This window comes from Caballeronia zhejiangensis (genome assembly GCF_022879815.1).
In the GTDB taxonomy this organism is placed as follows: Bacteria; Pseudomonadota; Gammaproteobacteria; order Burkholderiales; family Burkholderiaceae; genus Caballeronia; species Caballeronia zhejiangensis.
This window is the reverse complement of sequence record NZ_CP084283.1, coordinates 1,488,426-1,503,934: the sequence shown is the minus strand read 5'-3', so window position 1 is coordinate 1,503,934 and position 15,509 is coordinate 1,488,426. Positions and strand designations below refer to the sequence as shown.

At 67.1% G+C, this 15,509-nt stretch carries 17 protein-coding genes; 6 read left to right on the top strand and 11 right to left on the bottom strand.

The features are described from left to right. The first annotated feature begins 69 nt into the window (after positions 1–69). Complete coding sequence (gene tehA, locus LDZ23_RS07235) at positions 70–1,104, top strand: dicarboxylate transporter/tellurite-resistance protein TehA (protein ID WP_034474204.1); 1,035 nt, start codon at positions 70–72, stop codon at positions 1,102–1,104. A 3-nt stretch (positions 1,105–1,107) separates the two neighbouring features. On the opposite strand, the gene LDZ23_RS07230 is transcribed toward tehA, so the two are convergent. From LDZ23_RS07230 to LDZ23_RS07200, 7 genes are all read right to left on the bottom strand, one after another. Then, positions 1,108–1,893: a 3',5'-cyclic-nucleotide phosphodiesterase gene (locus LDZ23_RS07230; protein WP_034474206.1), complete on the bottom strand. Its 786-nt coding sequence runs from the start codon at positions 1,891–1,893 to the stop codon at positions 1,108–1,110. 6 nt (positions 1,894–1,899) lie between these two features. Further along, positions 1,900–4,128, bottom strand: a complete 2,229-nt coding sequence (locus LDZ23_RS07225) for a CHASE2 domain-containing protein (protein ID WP_034474208.1) — start codon at positions 4,126–4,128, stop codon at positions 1,900–1,902. Continuing rightward, on the bottom strand, positions 4,125–4,271 hold the full coding sequence (locus LDZ23_RS07220) for a hypothetical protein (protein WP_160172931.1): 147 nt from the start codon (positions 4,269–4,271) through the stop codon (positions 4,125–4,127). Before LDZ23_RS07220 ends, LDZ23_RS07225 begins: the two co-directional genes overlap by 4 nt. Positions 4,272–4,281: 10 nt before the next feature. Beyond that, positions 4,282–4,929 (bottom strand): FecR family protein, encoded by a 648-nt coding sequence (locus LDZ23_RS07215; RefSeq protein WP_034474212.1) that lies wholly within the window; start codon positions 4,927–4,929, stop codon positions 4,282–4,284. 8 nt (positions 4,930–4,937) lie between these two features. Further along, complete coding sequence (locus LDZ23_RS07210) at positions 4,938–6,704, bottom strand: ShlB/FhaC/HecB family hemolysin secretion/activation protein (protein WP_244808092.1); 1,767 nt, start codon at positions 6,702–6,704, stop codon at positions 4,938–4,940. Beyond that, complete coding sequence (locus LDZ23_RS07205; protein WP_244808091.1) at positions 6,677–8,977, bottom strand: two-partner secretion domain-containing protein; 2,301 nt, start codon at positions 8,975–8,977, stop codon at positions 6,677–6,679. The genes LDZ23_RS07210 and LDZ23_RS07205 overlap by 28 nt, the downstream gene beginning before the upstream one ends. A 166-nt stretch (positions 8,978–9,143) precedes the next feature. Then, on the bottom strand, positions 9,144–10,061 hold the full coding sequence (locus tag LDZ23_RS07200; protein WP_008349593.1) for a LysR family transcriptional regulator: 918 nt from the start codon (positions 10,059–10,061) through the stop codon (positions 9,144–9,146). Positions 10,062–10,296: 235 nt separating this feature from the next. Here LDZ23_RS07200 and LDZ23_RS07195 point away from each other — a divergent pair, with 235 nt between their 5' ends. The 3 genes from LDZ23_RS07195 to LDZ23_RS07185 all read left to right on the top strand — a co-directional run bounded on the left by LDZ23_RS07195 (position 10,297) and on the right by LDZ23_RS07185 (position 11,531). Beyond that, positions 10,297–10,647 carry a hypothetical protein gene (locus tag LDZ23_RS07195; RefSeq protein ID WP_008349595.1) on the top strand — a complete coding sequence of 117 codons (351 nt, stop codon included), beginning with the start codon at positions 10,297–10,299 and terminating at the stop codon, positions 10,645–10,647. Positions 10,648–10,677: 30 nt separating this feature from the next. Further along, complete coding sequence (locus LDZ23_RS07190; protein ID WP_235366340.1) at positions 10,678–10,929, top strand: hypothetical protein; 252 nt, start codon at positions 10,678–10,680, stop codon at positions 10,927–10,929. 68 nt (positions 10,930–10,997) lie between these two features. Beyond that, on the top strand, positions 10,998–11,531 hold the full coding sequence (locus LDZ23_RS07185; RefSeq protein WP_008349599.1) for a cupin domain-containing protein: 534 nt from the start codon (positions 10,998–11,000) through the stop codon (positions 11,529–11,531). 4 nt (positions 11,532–11,535) lie between these two features. On the opposite strand, the gene LDZ23_RS07180 is transcribed toward LDZ23_RS07185, so the two are convergent. Beyond that, on the bottom strand, positions 11,536–12,483 hold the full coding sequence (locus LDZ23_RS07180; RefSeq protein ID WP_244808090.1) for a DMT family transporter: 948 nt from the start codon (positions 12,481–12,483) through the stop codon (positions 11,536–11,538). 323 nt (positions 12,484–12,806) lie between these two features. Here LDZ23_RS07180 and LDZ23_RS07175 point away from each other — a divergent pair, with 323 nt between their 5' ends. Continuing rightward, a complete protein-coding gene (locus tag LDZ23_RS07175; RefSeq protein WP_244808089.1) occupies positions 12,807–13,289 on the top strand; it encodes an ElaB/YgaM/YqjD family protein in 483 nt (160 codons plus the stop codon). 68 nt (positions 13,290–13,357) lie between these two features. Further along, on the top strand, positions 13,358–13,813 hold the full coding sequence (locus tag LDZ23_RS07170; protein ID WP_008349604.1) for a response regulator: 456 nt from the start codon (positions 13,358–13,360) through the stop codon (positions 13,811–13,813). Between the two features lie 39 nt (positions 13,814–13,852). On the opposite strand, the gene LDZ23_RS07165 is transcribed toward LDZ23_RS07170, so the two are convergent. The 3 genes from LDZ23_RS07165 to LDZ23_RS07155 all read right to left on the bottom strand — a co-directional run bounded on the left by LDZ23_RS07165 (position 13,853) and on the right by LDZ23_RS07155 (position 15,341). Continuing rightward, on the bottom strand, positions 13,853–14,128 hold the full coding sequence (locus tag LDZ23_RS07165) for a DUF1488 family protein (RefSeq protein WP_008349606.1): 276 nt from the start codon (positions 14,126–14,128) through the stop codon (positions 13,853–13,855). A 204-nt stretch (positions 14,129–14,332) separates the two neighbouring features. Next, positions 14,333–14,557 carry an FmdB family zinc ribbon protein gene (locus tag LDZ23_RS07160; RefSeq protein WP_008349608.1) on the bottom strand — a complete coding sequence of 75 codons (225 nt, stop codon included), beginning with the start codon at positions 14,555–14,557 and terminating at the stop codon, positions 14,333–14,335. An 85-nt stretch (positions 14,558–14,642) separates the two neighbouring features. After that, positions 14,643–15,341: a carbonic anhydrase gene (locus LDZ23_RS07155; protein WP_008349610.1), complete on the bottom strand. Its 699-nt coding sequence runs from the start codon at positions 15,339–15,341 to the stop codon at positions 14,643–14,645. Positions 15,342–15,509 lie beyond the last annotated feature (168 nt).

Sequence of the window (15,509 nt, the reverse complement as noted above, 5' to 3'; positions counted from 1 at the left end):
CTGCGGCATTCGCGCGGAAGGCCGCCGCCACTAACCTTTCTCCAACGACGCAAATCAAGGAGAAGGGCAATGAACAGCAACAATGGTACGAACAATCGCGCGCCGATGCCGGCTGCGTTCTTCGGCATCGCGGTCGGCGGGCTCGCGCTCGCGGGCGCATGGCGCGCGGCGGCTCGCGTGTGGGCGATTCCCGATGCGGTGCCCGCATGGCTGACGGCGGGCGCGCTCGTCGTCTGGATCGCGGTGCTCGTCGCATACGGGCGCAAGTGGCTCGTCCAGCGCGATGCGGCCATCGCGGAAATGCGTCATCCGGTGCAGTCTTCGTTCGCGGCGCTCGTGCCGGTATCGGCGATGCTCGTCGCACAAGCCGTGCAGCCTTATTCGCGGCCGCTCGCGATCGCGCTCTTCGCGATCGGCGTCGCGAGTTCGCTCGCGCTCGGCGCGTATCTGCATGGCCGGTTCTGGCAGGGCGGCCGCAAGCCCGAGCTGACGACGCCCGCCATCTACCTTCCGACGGTCGCGCCCAGCTTCGTCGCGGCGACGGCGGCGGCCGGGCTCGGTTTCACGCAAATCGGCATGTTGCTGTTCGGCGCGGGCGTGTTCTCGTGGCTCGCGATCGAATCGATCATGCTGCATCGCGCCGCCGTGCATGAACCGCTGCCCGAAGCATTGCGCCCTACGCTCGGCATCCAGCTTGCGCCGCCGGTCGTCGGAGGCGTGTCGTATCTCGCGATCACGCACGGCGTACCCGATACGTTCGCATACATGCTGCTCGGCTACGGTCTCTATCAGGCGCTGATGCTCGCGCGCCTCGTGCCCTGGATTCGCCAACGCGCGTTCACGCCTTCGTACTGGGCCTTCAGCTTCGGTGCCGCAGCATTGCCGACGATGGCTATTCGCATGCTCGAACGCGGCGCCACCGGCCCGATGACGTGGATCGCACCGGCTGCGTTCGTCGTGGCCAACGTGGTGATCGGTCTCATGATCGCGGGAACGGTGCGGGCGATCGTGCGAGGCGAGTTGCTGCCGGCCGCGGTTACATCGGCGCCGGCGAACGTCACGCCGATCAGCATCGAGCGTCGTGCGGCAGCGGGTTCGCGTTGAACATCACAACGTCAGCACTTCGCCCGCGCGCAACGCACGCAGCGACACATCGGGCAACGCGGCGCGCAGTTCTTCCAGAATCTGCGCGCCGTGCGGCGGTTTCAGATGCGAAATCAGCAATTCGGCTTTCATCGCGCGGCCACGCAGATCATCGGCGATGAGCTTCGGGCAATAGTGATGCGCCGCACGCGCCAACGCGATCTGCGCATCCGGATACGCGGTCTCGACGATCACATGGCGCAGTCCCGGCAACGCGCACACGGCGGCCCAGAACTCGGGATTGCTCGTCGTATCGCCGCTGAACGCGATGCACGCCGTTGCGTTCGACACCGCCAGCCCCATCGACGGCACCGTATGCCGCGCGGGCAATGCCGTCACGGTGCGCCCGTTCAGCATGAAGCATTCGCCGACCTCCAGCGCTTCGAAGCGCACGCCCGGCGCATCGGGCGAAGGAATGCGCGTGAAGTCCGGCCAGATCAGATTGTTGAAGATGTGCGCCTGAAGTATGTCGAGCGTCGCGCGGCTCGCGTGAACGACGAGCGGCCTATCGCGCGCGTCGCCTACGGCATCGATCATGAGCGGCAGATACGCAATGTGATCCAGATGCGAGTGCGTGAGAAACACATGATCGATACGCGCGAGTTCGTCGTCGGTGAGCACGGCGACGCCCGTGCCGGCATCGATCATGATGTCGCCGTCGACGAGCAGCGCCGTCGTGCCGCCGCGATCGCCCGCATCGTCGCCGCCGCGCCTGATCGCGCCGCTACAGCCGAGTACCCGAACGTTCATGATGATTCATTTCGTGTCGAATTCGCTTACGCAATCCCAGTCCTCGGGCAACGCAATGCCGCGCAGCGCATCGATGCGCCTGCGATACATCGCGTACACCTGTCGCTCAGGATACTGCGCCGCGAGCGTCGCGAGTAGCGTTTGCGCTTCGTCCCACTCGCGCGCGCGATAGTGCGCGAGCGCCGCGTGCCAGCGCGTGAGCGCATCGCCGTGTTCGTGCGCGGGCTGCGGCTCGAACACCGCAATCGGCGCGACGCGTCCTTTCACGCGCACGCGATCGATCTCGCGGAACGCGATATCCGTCACCCGTTCGCGCGTCGCTTCGCCCACGATGATGTCGATATCGAAGCGCCGCGTGAGGCCTTCGAGCCGCGCCGCGACATTCACGGCATCGCCCATCACGGTGTAGGCGCGGCGCACGTGCGAGCCCATGTCGCCGACGGTCATCGGCCCCGTATTGATGCCGATGCCGATCCACAGCGTCGGCCAGCCGCGCGCCGTGAGCGTGCGGTTCAGCTCGACGAGCGCCGCGCGCATGCCGAGCGCCGCCGCGACGGCGTTGCGCGCGTGATCCGGATCGTCGACGGGCGCACCCCAGAAACCCATGATCGCATCGCCGATGTACTTGTCGAGCGTGCCGCGATGCGCGCGGATCACTTCGGTCATCGTGCCGAGATACTCGTTCATCAGACGCGCGAGCGCTTCCGGCTCCAGCGTCTCCGCGATGGCCGTGAAGCCGAGCACGTCGCAGAACAGCACGGTCAACTCGGCGCGCCGCCCGGCCATGCTGTAGTCCTCCGGATGACGGCTCATTTCCTCGACGAGCTCGGGCGGCACGTATTGCCCGAACAGCGCGGTGAAATGGCGTTTCGCGCGCGCCTCGACGAAGTAGCCGTACGACATGTTGAGCACGTAGAGCGCGAGCGCGGCGAGCAGCGGCGACGCCACAGGAATCGACCAGCGAAGCCGCGCGAACGCGAAGAGATCCGCCGCGACGACGAGCGCGAGCAACATCGCGGTGAAGATCGTCGCGCGCGCGGGCATGTGCCACGGCCAGAGGAAGATCATCGCGAGTCCGATGAGCGCAAGCATCGACGCCTGCAACGCCGACGCGAACGGGGGTTCGAAGCGGATCGTATCGTCGAGCATGCCGCCGATCAGATTCGCGTTCACCTCGACGCCCGGATAAACCTCGCCGACGGGCGTCGTGCGCTGATCCATCAGGCCCGGCGCCGTCGTGCCGACGAGCGCGATCTTGCCCGCGAGCGCGTTGGCGGGAATGCGCTCTCCGAGCACGTCGGCGATGGAGTAATACGGGAAGCTGCCGGTCGGGCCGCGATAGGGCACGAGCGCCGCGCCGTTTTCATCGACAGGAATCGTGCGCGTGCCGCGCGGCGTCGTGAGCGCGAGTCCCGCGAGCGGCGCGGCGGGATCGGTTGCGTCGTCGAAGACCGGCGTCACCGCGGCGTCGCCGAACAGCGCGCGGATCACGTCGAGCGACAGCGCGCCGTACACGCCGTCGCGATAGGCCGCGATGAGCGGCACGCGGCGCACGGAGCCGTCGAAATCGATCACGGGATTGAAGTATCCGGCGCGCTTCGCCGCCTGTTGCAGCGCGGGCAGATTGCCGCCGTAGCTCGTCCAGTCGAAGAGCATGAGCGGATGCGTGCCGAACGCGCGCGCGCTCATCAAGGGCGATGGAATCGCGCCGCTCGATGCATCGCGATTCGAAAAGTAAAAGCCGAGCACGACGGGATGACCGGCAAGGGCATCGGCGAAACGGCGGTCGTAATCGAGGCGCGGAGCAAGCGCATCGAGCGTCTTGCGGTACGCGGCGTCCTCGGCGAGCGGGCCGCGCGCGAGTTCGTCGAGCACGGCAAGGCCCGAACTCGCGTCGGCTTCCGCGAACACCATGTCGAAGCCGAGCACCGCGATGCGCTCGCGCGAAAACAGCGTATCGACGAGCGCCGCCATGCGCGCGCGATCCCACGGCCAGCGGCCCAGTTCGGCGAGGCTTTTCTCGTCGATATCGAGAATCGCGATGCGCGCGTCCGTCGTGCGCGGCATGAAGAGACGCACTTTCGCGTCGTAGATCATCGCGTCGAGCGAATCGATGAAGCGGATGTCATAGCGCGACAGCGCATGTCCCGCGAGCGCGACGACGATCGCGAGCCCGAGCGCCCAGCGCGCGCCCGAGCGTTTGAACGTGAACGCGAGCGGTTCTCGCACCCTCATTGCGCGGCCCGGATCTGTCCGTTCGCGACGACGAGCCGCGCCGCCAGCACGCGCGCGTGCGCATCGACGCCGAAAGACATGAGCGCCGCGTGCAACTGCGCTGCGCGCATGACGTCCGTATCGCGGCTCGTGTTTTCGCTCATCGTGGGCTCGCTAACGGCACGCCGCCGACGGCACCACCGGCGTCACGCGCGATGCCGGCAGCACGCCGAACGGCAGCCGCGGACTCACGACGATCACGCCTTCGCCCGCGCGCACGATCTGCCTGTCGACCTGATTGATGACGACGATCTGACCATCGTAGACGACGATCTGATCGCCCTTGCAATCCGCGTTCGCGCCCGGTTCGAGATTCGCGCAATCGGTGACGGAATATTCGGTGCCGCGTATGCCGATGGTCGACGTCGGCGTCTTCACGCGATAGTTCTCCGGCTTGCCTTCCTTCGCGACGAGCCCGTCGAGCGCGCGCAATCCGCCTTTCACGAGCGACAGAAAGCTGCGGTCTTCCTGCGGCGCGTTCGCCGCGTAATGAAAATCGTCGACGCGAAACACCGAGCCGGGCTTCAGATACACGCGCTGCTTGTCGGTGAAGATCATCACGATTTCAGAGCCGACGCCGGTCTGCACGGTGTCGCCGTTGTCGATGTCGCCGCCGACCGCCGCCACGCGTTGCGCGCCGCCCGCCGATTGAATCGCGACATTGCCGACGAGCGCGGTGATCGTCGCGACCGCTTCGGCGCACGCCGCGCGCGCGGTCATCGCCAGGAAGAGGAAGAGAAGAAGGTGTCGGGCGCGCGTCATGTTCGGTCTCAGAAGGACTTCGTGAGCGCGATCCAGAAGCGGTTCGCGTGTCCGGTGCCGAGCGTCGAAGGCACGTAGCCGAGCGTGTGCGCGTACGACATCGACAGCAGAAAGTCGTGCGGCGCGGCGAACGTCGCGCCGACGCCCAGCCCGGAAAGCCGGACGTGATCGCTGCCCGGCGCGACCGGATGCGCGACGATCTTCCCGTCGGCGGTATCGATGAAGCCCGATAGCGTCACGAGCACCGGCACGAGCGATTGCCTGATCGTCTGCCGTAGTTCGATGGTCGCGATATACGCTTCGGCGACGGGCGCGTCGCCGGTCGCATAGGCGCGCACGGCATACGGGCCGCCGAGCGAGATCTGCTCGGACGAATCGAGATTGCGCGAAGTCGCCTGGCCGTTGAGCGAAAGGTAGAGCTGCGTGCCGTTGGCCTGATCGCCGATCACCTGCGTGTGCGTCACGGCGAACACGAACTTCGTGAACGCACCGGCGATCTGCGCGGCGATCTGTTCCGGCTGCGGCGTCTTATAGCGCAGGTTGCCTTGCTGGATAGCCGTGTCGAACGTCGTGATGCTCTTTTCGAGCGTCAGATTGCCCGAGAGCCCGAGCCGGCCGACATCGCTCGTCTTGTCGCTGACGGAATCGAACGCGCCGAGATGATCCGACAGCAGCTTGTGGTCGTAGCCGAGCGTCGCGAATACGTTCGCCGACGGCGAGCGCAGCAGCGCGTAGCTCAGGAACGTCGAGAAGGCATTGGCGCTGCCGTAGGCGTCGAGTTCGTCGAACTGACCGCCGACCGAATACGTCGAGCGCGTGTAGCCGACGCCCCACGCGAACCCGCTGCCGCCGACCGGCACCGTGTAGCCGATGTTGCCGTAGAACTGCCCGGTGATCGAGCCGAGCAGCCGCGCGCCCAACTGATCGCCGATGCCGAGCGGATTGTTCCATTGCAGCGCGCCGATGAGACGCGCGGTGCCGGTCGTCGTCTGGCCGTAGTTGTCGGCCTGCACGCTGCCGGAGACGGGCCGCGCGGTCGGCACGGCGAGCGTCATGTCGGAGGTGCCGGGAAGAAGGCCCGGCGAGATCGTCGCGTTCGCGCCCGTCGTGCCGGCCGCGTCCTGCGCGAGCAACGTGGCGCGGGTGAGGGCGCGCTCGTCGATCACGTCGCCCGGTTTGAGCGCGCCGAAAAATCGCGCGATGACGGGGTCGCGCGTGCGCGACTGGTTGTCGATGTCGATGCGACCGTAACGTCCCTCGCTCACCGCGATACGCACGATGCCGTCATCGATCTGCTGCGGCGGCACAAAGGCGCGCGCGACCAGATAGCCGTGCCGCCGATAGAACGCGCTCACGCGATCGGCGGCGCTTTCGAGATCGTCGAGCGAACGCCCCGCACCGATGAACGGCCGCACGGCGTCGAGCAGTTCCGCCGTCGGGAAAAGCGTGTTGCCGGTGAACGCGAAACCTTTCACTTCGAAGCGGATGCCTCCTGTTTCGCCGGAGACGGGCGGCGGTTCGGGCGCGGGCGTCACGTTCAGACGCAGATCGGAAGGCGGGACGGGCGCGGGCGCTTGCTGCTGCTGTTCGCGCAGGATGCTGCCCGCGTTCGGCAGCGTCTGGGCGTGCGTTTCGCGCATGTCGCGCGCCGTCGCCGCGACGAGCGTCGCGATGAGCACGGCGAGCCGGCGCGACGCGACGCTGTGGCGTCGTTCGCGGGGCCCGAAGCGTCGCACGCGCCTGGGCCTCACATGCGGCATACGTGACCGGGCCATGCGTCGTCCGGCAGACGGCTGCCGTCGCTCGTCGAATCGGTGCGCTGCTGCACGAGCGGCGCGGACTCCGGCTGACGGCCCGGCGTCGCGTTGTAGAGCGGCGCGGGATTGGCCGCGTCGGTACGCACGGAATCGAGAATGCCGGGCAGCGCCGCGACGGTCGTGACGGGCGTTTCCGGTTCTTGCGGCATCACCGGCTGTACGGGGACGGACGGCGGCGCAGGCGGCGGCGTGCCCGCGATGCGCAGCGTGCCGCCTTGCGTCGTGATCGTGTAGCCGGTCGGGCCGCCCGTCGCCGTGACCGTGATCGCGTACGTGCCGATCGCCGCGCCCGGCGTCGCGCCGGTGCTCGTCACCGTGAAGACGAACGGCTCGTGGTTCGCCGGGCTGTCGGCGAATGCGTTGCCGTAGTTCGCGCCGTTGTAGCGCAGCGCGATCGTCACGTCGTTCGGACCGAGCGTGCGCGGCGTCTCGAACGGCACGTCGATGTTGATCGCCGTCAACGTGACCTGCTGCCGCGCATTGAACGCGAACCGGTTGCCCGATGCCGATGCCGCGCGCGCATCGGCGCCGCCGGTGTAGGCATCGCCCCAGAGCGCGAGATTGCCGCTTTGCAGTCCGCCGAAGGCGTCGGCCTCGGGCGCGTCGGAGTAGACGAGCCAGCGGCCGTTCGGCGCGGAAAGCGCGTTCGCTCCCGCGCGGTTCACGAAGGTCGTCGCGGCGAGCGTGATCGCCGTGCCGCTCGCGCGGCTCGCAATGGGGGCGGCGAGCGTGAGCGCGGGCGCCGTGAGCGTGACCGCGCCGCTCGCCGAAACGCCCGACAAACCCGCGACGCGGCCGATCGTGAGCGGCGCGCTATCGGCGATGTCGACGGAACCGGCGTTCGCCGCCAGCGTGCCGATGCGATTGCCCGCGTTCGTCAGCCGGTACGCGCCCGCGCCGCCTTGCAGGGCGACATTGGCCGCCTGGATGGGCGCCTGTTGTGTCGCGGTGCCGGCGGTCGTCATCGCGAGCGTGCCGCGCGGCGCGCTGATCGACGCGTCGACGCGGATAGCGCTCTGCGCCGCGAGCGAAAGCGTGTTGACGCCGCTCCACGCGACCGGGCCGTCGATCAGCACGAGGCCGAACGCCGCAAAGCCCGCCGGCGACGCGGCGCTGATCGACACATTGGTCGATTCGAGCACGCGCGAAAGCGTCGCGCCCTGAATCGTGCCGAAGCGCTGTCCGAATGCATCGCCGCCGCCGACGAGCGCGGCGAAGTCGCTTGCAATGCGCCACGTTCCGGTTTGTCCCGATGCCGCCGCCGTCGTGACCTGCGCGTCCGGCGCGACGCGCACCTGCGTGCCCGCCGTTTCGATGGCGCCGCCGTTGCCGCCATCCGGCGCGGATGCGTCGAGCGTGCCGCCGGCCTGCACGACGCCTTTGTCCGCGATGAGGCGGATCACGCCGTTCTGGTTCACGGCGCTTCTCGCGCGGATGACGCCCGTGTTGTTCACGACATTGGCGAGGAGCGCGTCCTCGGCGCTCGCGACGAGCCAGGCCTGACCGCCATCGGCCTGAATCAGACCGTGATTGGCGGCGAGCGCACGCAACGCGCCGCGCTCCACCGACAAGCCGATCATGCTGTGATCGCCGAGCGTGACCGCGATGCGCTCGCCCGCCGCGAGCGCCGCGAAACCGCCGGGCGAGTCGATCGTGCCGGCGTTGATCGCGCGCGCGCCGATCAGCGCGACATAACCGCCGGGCGCGCTCGTGAGCGTGCCGAGATTGACGACCGCCGCGCCGTCCTCGTGATGATGATGCCGATGCCAGCGCCCGTCGCCCGAAAAGGTGTAGTGGCCGCTCATGAAATCGCTTGTCGACAGATTGAGCGTCGATGCCAGCAATCCACCGACGTTCACCTGCGCGCCCGGCCCGAAGATCACGCCGTTCGGATTGACGATGAACACTTGGCCGTTCGCGTCGAGCTTGCCGAAGAAGGCCGTCGGGCGCGGTCCGACGACGCGGTTCAGCGCGATCGAATTCGCGCCCGGCTGATTGAACGTGACCGCTTCGCCAGGGCGCGTGCTGAACGAATTCCAGTCGATGGCGAGGCGGCCGCTATTCTGCTGAATGATCGTGCTGGCGCCCGCGCTCGTCACCGAGCCGGAACCGGCGACGACGCGCGCGCCGCTCGGTTCCGCGCGCGCGGACATGCACGCCATGACGATGAGCGTGGCGATGCAGAGCCATCGCGCGGGGAACGCGGTGCTCGCGCGCAGAGTCTTGTTCATGTCGGCCGACTCCTTTCTGTTGCGGCGCATCGTCGTGACGAGATGCAGGCGCACCATCAAGCAGTTTAGTGTTCCGAAGCATGCTTGCAACTACGCGTTTAGAGAACCTTCGCATACGCGCTGTTCTTCGCCATTCGTATTAGGAACGCGGCGTTTTATCCGACGATCACGCGGCCTGGCTCGCGAGCGTCTCTTCGACGAACTCGCGCAGGAACGTGACCCACGTGCGGATCTTCGCATCGAGATACTGGCGGGACGCGTACATCGCGTAGATGGTCATTGTCTGAAGTTCGCACTCGGGCAGCACGCGCACGAGCGCGCCGCTGTCGAGCCACGGCAGCGCGGCGAGCATCGGCAGCGGCGCGATGCCGAGACCGTTCGACAGCGCGACCGCGAGCGCATCGGCGGAATTGACGCGCAGGCGGCCCGGGTCGAGTTCCACTTCGACGTGGCCGCGCGGGCCTTCGAAGACCCATCGGTCGACGGGGAAAAACGTCGTCACGAGTTGCAGGCACGCATGGTTCTTCAGATCGTCGATGCGCTGGGGCGTGCCCGCCCGTTTGAGATAGCCCGGCGACGCGCACAGCACGCTCGGCATCGAGCAGATTTTCGTGGAGACGAGCGCGGAGTCGGGCAGTGCGGACGTGGTGACTTGCAGGAAGACGTCGAAGCCTTCGTCGAGCATGTCGGGGATATGTTGCGAAAGCGTAAGCTCGACGCGCACCTGCGGATGCTGCTCGAGATAGCGCGTGAGCGCGGGCACCACGTAGTGCTGGCCGAAGGTGATCGGGGCATGCATGCGCAGCACGCCCGTCGGCGAAACCTGGGCGTTGCTCGCCTCCGCCTCGGAGAGATCGACGAGTTCGAGCACTTCCTTGCAGCGCGTGAGATAACGGTTGCCGGCATCGGTGAGGGCGACGCGGCGCGTCGTGCGATTCAGAAGCCGCGTGCGCAGATGCGTTTCGAGTTCGGTGACCGCGCGCGAGGCCTGCGCCGTCGTGATGTCCATCTGCTGCGCCGCGACGGTGAAGCTGGCCGCTTCAGCCACGCGCGCAAAGATTCTCATGCTCCGCAACAAGTCCATCGTCCAGGCATCCGTTTGACGAAGCCGGAACTATCCCACGTCGGCGCAACAGCGCGCAACCTGCGCGGGCGAAGCGGCGTCGCGTCGGCTTTTCGCACATTCGTTTCAGGATTCACATCTGTTACAGGCGTTGTAACGCAGCCCGCACGCGGCGCGGCTACGATGGATTCATGGCTGCATATGAATCCAGGATCGCATCGCGGTCTGCTTGTCGGCCTTCTCAGACGAGGACGAAATGAACATCAAGGGCTTGGTCGGGATCGGTATCGCGTTGTCGGCGGGACTCGCTTGCGAAGCCGCCGTGGCGGGCGTGAGCCTGGGCATCAATCTCGGGGTTCCGGTTGCGCCGGTTTATGCGGCGCCGGTGTACGTCGCGCCCGCTCCCGTCTATGCGCCGCCTCCGCCGCCCATGTACGCGCCGCCGCCTCCGCCCGTCGCCTATCAGCCCGCGCCGGTCATGGTTGCGCCCGCGCCGGCGATCGTCGTGGGTTGGCACGGCGACCGCTACTGGGATGGCTATCGCTACTGGGGACGCCGCGACTGGTACGCGCATCACGGCGGCTATTACGGCTATCGGCACTGGTAAGCCGGAAGCCGGCGGCAACGGGGCATCATCATGAAAAATTCAACTCGAACTCGAACCCGGTCGCGCCTCGCGCGCTCGCTGATCGTGCCCGTCGCGCTCGTGGCGGCGGCGGGGCTCGGCGGCTGCGTTTATGCGCCGCCTTATGGCTATGCGCCCGCGCCCGCTTATGGCTACGCGCCTGCCTATGGCTATGCGTATGGACCGGGCTACTACGCGGCGCCATCGGTGTCGCTCGGCATCGGCTTCTCGAGCGGCGGCGGCGGTCACTGGCACGGCCGCTGACGCGCGGTCCATTCCGACTGGAACGTGCGTTGCTGCGATTTCTCTGACTCTTTCGGAGAAAGCGCAACATGACCGAGCAAACTGCAAGCTTGCTGTCGCAACACGCCCGCTGCGAGCATTTCATGCTGCCGCCGAACGGCTGGGTGCCAAATAACACGCGGCTGCCCGTCCTGGTGTGGCGCGGCGCGATCGACCCGAAAGCCACCGATTGCGCCGAGCGCTTCGAAGCGCTTTTCGCGCAGAACGGCTGGCCGCCGCAGTGGCGCGACAGTGTCTTCGACTATCACCATTTCCATTCGACCGCGCATGAGGCGCTCGGTGTCGCATCGGGCGACGCCGAACTGATTCTCGGCGGCCCGCATGGCCGCGTGATCGCGGTCAGCGCCGGCGACGCGCTCGTCCTGCCTGCCGGCACCGGCCATTGCCTGCTGACGGCCGGACGGCGCTTTCAGGTCGTCGGGGCTTATCCGCCGGGGCAGCAATGGGATATCCGCCGCGAAGCGATCAGCGAGCAGGAACGCATCGCGATGGAAGAACTGCCGTTCCCGCGAAGCGATCCCGTCGCCGGAGAGGACGGGCCGCTCGCGCGTCACTGGCATTAGCCGATCACGCTTTGCTTTCCTTCACGCATTGAGACCGGCGCGCGCCGACGAGCGACACGCGCTTGATCACGCCCGTCGCGAGCGCCGTGCCGACCAGCACGATCGCGCAGGCGGCCGCCATGCCCATCGACACGCGCTCGGCGAGAAAGAGCGCGCCCCACAGAATCCCGAAGATCGGAATCAGGAACGTGACGGTGATCGCGCGTGCCGGCCCGGCGACCGCGATCAGATGGAAGAACATCATGTAGGCGAGGCCCGTGCACGCGACGCCCAGCCCGAGCACCGCGCCCCACGCGTGCAACGATACGGCGCCGGCCGGCCAGAAAAAGAGCGCGAAGGGCAGAAGCACGATCGTCGCCGCGCTCATCGTGCCGGCGGCGACCGTCAGCGAATCGACGCCCATCAGATGCTTTTTCGTGTAACTCGCGGCGACGCCGTAAGAAGCCGATGCGGCGAGCGCGGCGAGTGCGGCCAGCGCGGTCGCCATCGGGGAGGCGGCGGCGCTCGCGTCGTGCGCGAACATCTGATCCCAGACGAGCGCGAGCACGCCCGCGAAGCCGATCGCAAGTCCCGCCACGCGCATGCGCGTCAGCCGGTCGCTCAACCACAGATACGCGACGATCGCGCCCCAGAGCGGCGTCGTCGCGTTGATGACCGACGTGACGCCCGCCGACAGCGTCAGCTCGGCATACGCGAAGAGACAAAACGGCGCGGCGGAATTGAGGACGCCGACGACGAAGAGCGGCCACGCGCGTTCGCGCATCGTCGAGAAGGCTGGCCGCGCCTTGCCGCGCAGCGCTAGCACCAGAAGCAGAAACAGCGCGCCGATGCCCACGCGCAACGCCATCAGCGGCGCGACGCCGAGATCGGTCACGCCGACGCGGATGAACAGGAACGAGCCGCCCCAGAGCGCGGCGAGAACGAACAGTTGAGCGAGATTGACGGGATTCATGGCGGCTTGGCGATAGAAGTTGGGAGCGAAACCATCGTATCGGCGTGCGTCGTGCCGACGTTTCGGCGCGGCGTGAAACGAAAGATGCGGCGCGATGCACCCGCTCGCCCAGCTCCCGGAATCCCGCATCGTAGGCGCGCGCCGATGCCGCCGCAAACGAGCATTTCTCACCGTTATGTGAGAAAAATTGCCAAGCGCCGCGCGGCTCGACCGGCCGCGGACCCCGAGGTTGCTGGCAGGCCCGATCGGTGCGACTCTTGCATGACCGAAAGATGGACGATGGTTCTTGCAGCGCGATGGACGCAGTCAACGGGAGAGAAGCCATGGACAATGCAAACGGCAACGCATCCACGATTCAGTCGATGCAAAACGGCGACCGGGGCGATCCGGCCGATCCGCCGCTCTCGCGCCGCACGGTCGCGAGCGCGATGGACGCGGCGCTCGCGCCCGGCATGGCGCACGGACAGGCCGCGAGCGTGACGCCGCTCACGCCGGGCGAGGCGCACAAGCCCGCAAGGTATTCGCCGTATCACGTGCACGGCGATGTGCTCGAAGGCGGCGACAGTCCGACGGTGCTCGCGCAGCCCGCCGCGACGCACGCCGCGGGACAGGGCAGTCAGTACCATCCGTCGCGACCGATGCCGCGGCGCGCGCGCGACGTGCTGGCGGGCGCGCAGGACATCATCGCGACGCAGTACAGGCAGGCGAAGGAGGGCACGGACGATTACGTGCACGACAATCCCTGGAAATCGATTGCGCTGGCGGCGGTCGGCGGGCTCATCGTCGGTCTGCTGGCCGCACGCTGAAGCGCGGCGGGCCTCAACCTTGCTGGGTTGCTGATATCGGCAGAGGCTTATCGCCGTGCCGGACCGACATGGAAGAACGATCGTACGACCTCTGCACCGACCGGTGCGAAATCTGGAATCCGCTGACGATGGCGCTCGCCAGTCCGCGGCGCGTCTTGATCGTGCATTCGGAATCGAACGTCGGCGATTCGTTCGCGCTGCTCCTCGCGATGCGCGGTTTCGAGGCCGTGCAGATCGGCGATGCGGCGGCCGCGTCGCAATTCATCCGCAACTGGCGGCCGCAGGTGTTGTTCGTGGATACGCTCATCGGCGACGCGCACGACCACGCGCCGGCGCGCACGCTGCGCGAAGCGCTGACCGTCGATCGGACGGAGGGCGAAGTGGAGTTGCTGATTGCGCTCGCCGCCGATGCCAAGCAGGATCCGCGCGATGCATTGCACGCCGCGGGCTACGACGGCTTTTGCAGAACGCCGTGCCCGGTCTGGTGGATGTTCGACGTATTGAAGTGTTTCTACGTCCACTGATGCGGGCGGTGCATTGCGCCGCCGCCCGCCGCTTGAGACCTAAACCGCTCGCGATGCCTTGAAATCGTTGGTTTCCAGTTCGACCGACTGGCCGCCGTTGCGCTCGAGCGCGCGCCGGGCGGCGTCTTCGATTTGCACGCGTCCGCCTTCGAACGCGGAGAGGAGATCGTGCGACGACGTCCCGCTATTGCCGAAGTGATCGTTGAGCGCATCGAGGGAAATGCTGCACCACACCTCGCGGCCGTCCACCTTCGCCTCGAACGCGACACGCGCTGCCGCCACGACATGACGGCGCCCGCTGAACTCTATCGTCATCCTTATCACCTCCTGTTTTTCGTTCGGAACACGGTTGAGCGCGATCATCGCGAGACTTGCAACGACGCGCCCGCGATGTCGATGCCTACGACTGCGTGCGGCCTTGCGCGCCGCGCACGTCGTCTTGCATGATACGCCCGCGCTGCGCGGGGCGTACGGGAGGTGACTTTGCAATGACCGTGCCCGCGCGCGGTACAAAGCGCGCTATCCGCAGCAGAGGCAGCCGCCGCGATGCCTCATGCCGTAACTGCCGGCTTCTTCGGCGGCGCCGGCGGATGCGCTCGAACCGCCCACGCTCGGCGCGCCGATCGTCACGCGCGCAGCGGTCGCGCCGCATTGTGGACAGGCCGCGGGATCGTCGCGCTCGGCGATGCGGCGGACGGCTTCGAACGCGCCGCAATCCGCGCATTCGTAATCGTAGACAGGCATGACGTTTTCACTCGGAGAAAGAGGGCATCGATCACGGTAGCAAGCGCTATGCAACGGCTCGCCGCGAAGCCGGGGCGTGCCGATGTCAACGCCCGTCCTTGCGCAACAGGCGCAGACGCGCTTCTTCGAGCGACTCGAACTTGCTGTCGGCTTCGTCGTAGATCGACACCTTGCCGCGCCCGATGTCGTACACCCAGCCCTGCACCTGCAGCTTGCCGAGCGCGAGCCGGCCCGCGACCGCCGGATGCGTGCGCAGATGCGTCAGTTGCAGGCGGATGTTCTCCTCGACCATCGCCTGGACGATGCGTTCTTCTTCCAGCTTGCGCGCCATCACGACGCTGCGCGCGGCTTCGGCGTTGCGCAGCCATGCGTGAACCGTCGGCATTTCATCGGCGATGGCCGCGCCTGACGCGAGACCTTTCATCGCGCCGCAATCCGAGTGGCCGCAAATCACGATCTGCCGGACGTTGAGCGCGAGCACCGCGAATTCCACCACCGCCGACACGCCGCCGAGCATCTCGCCATAAGCCGGCACGATGTTGCCGATGTTGCGGCACACGAAAAGCTCGCCGGGGCGCGTCTGCGTGATCATTTCCGGCGATACGCGCGAATCCGCGCAGGTAATGAAGAGCGTATGCGGCGCCTGCTGGCGCGCGAGGCTCTTGAACAGCGCTTCGCTGTCGGGGAACACGAAACGGCTGAAGTCGTCGGCGCCTTGCAGCAGGTACAGCAGGTCGCCGGTTTCGGCGCCGTGGCGTTCTTCGCTCATCGATTTGTCGGACATGGTGTCGCCTTTGTTGTGCGGTTCCGACGCGCGTGCGTGCGCGTCACGTCAAGGCGAAAGCTTGCGGGGTTTTGAGATGGATCGCAAGTCGCTCCGATTCAAGACCTTCACGGGCGCACCAATTCGGTGCGAGGGCGTCATCCGGTTCGGTTTTCCCGAAGTGACGCG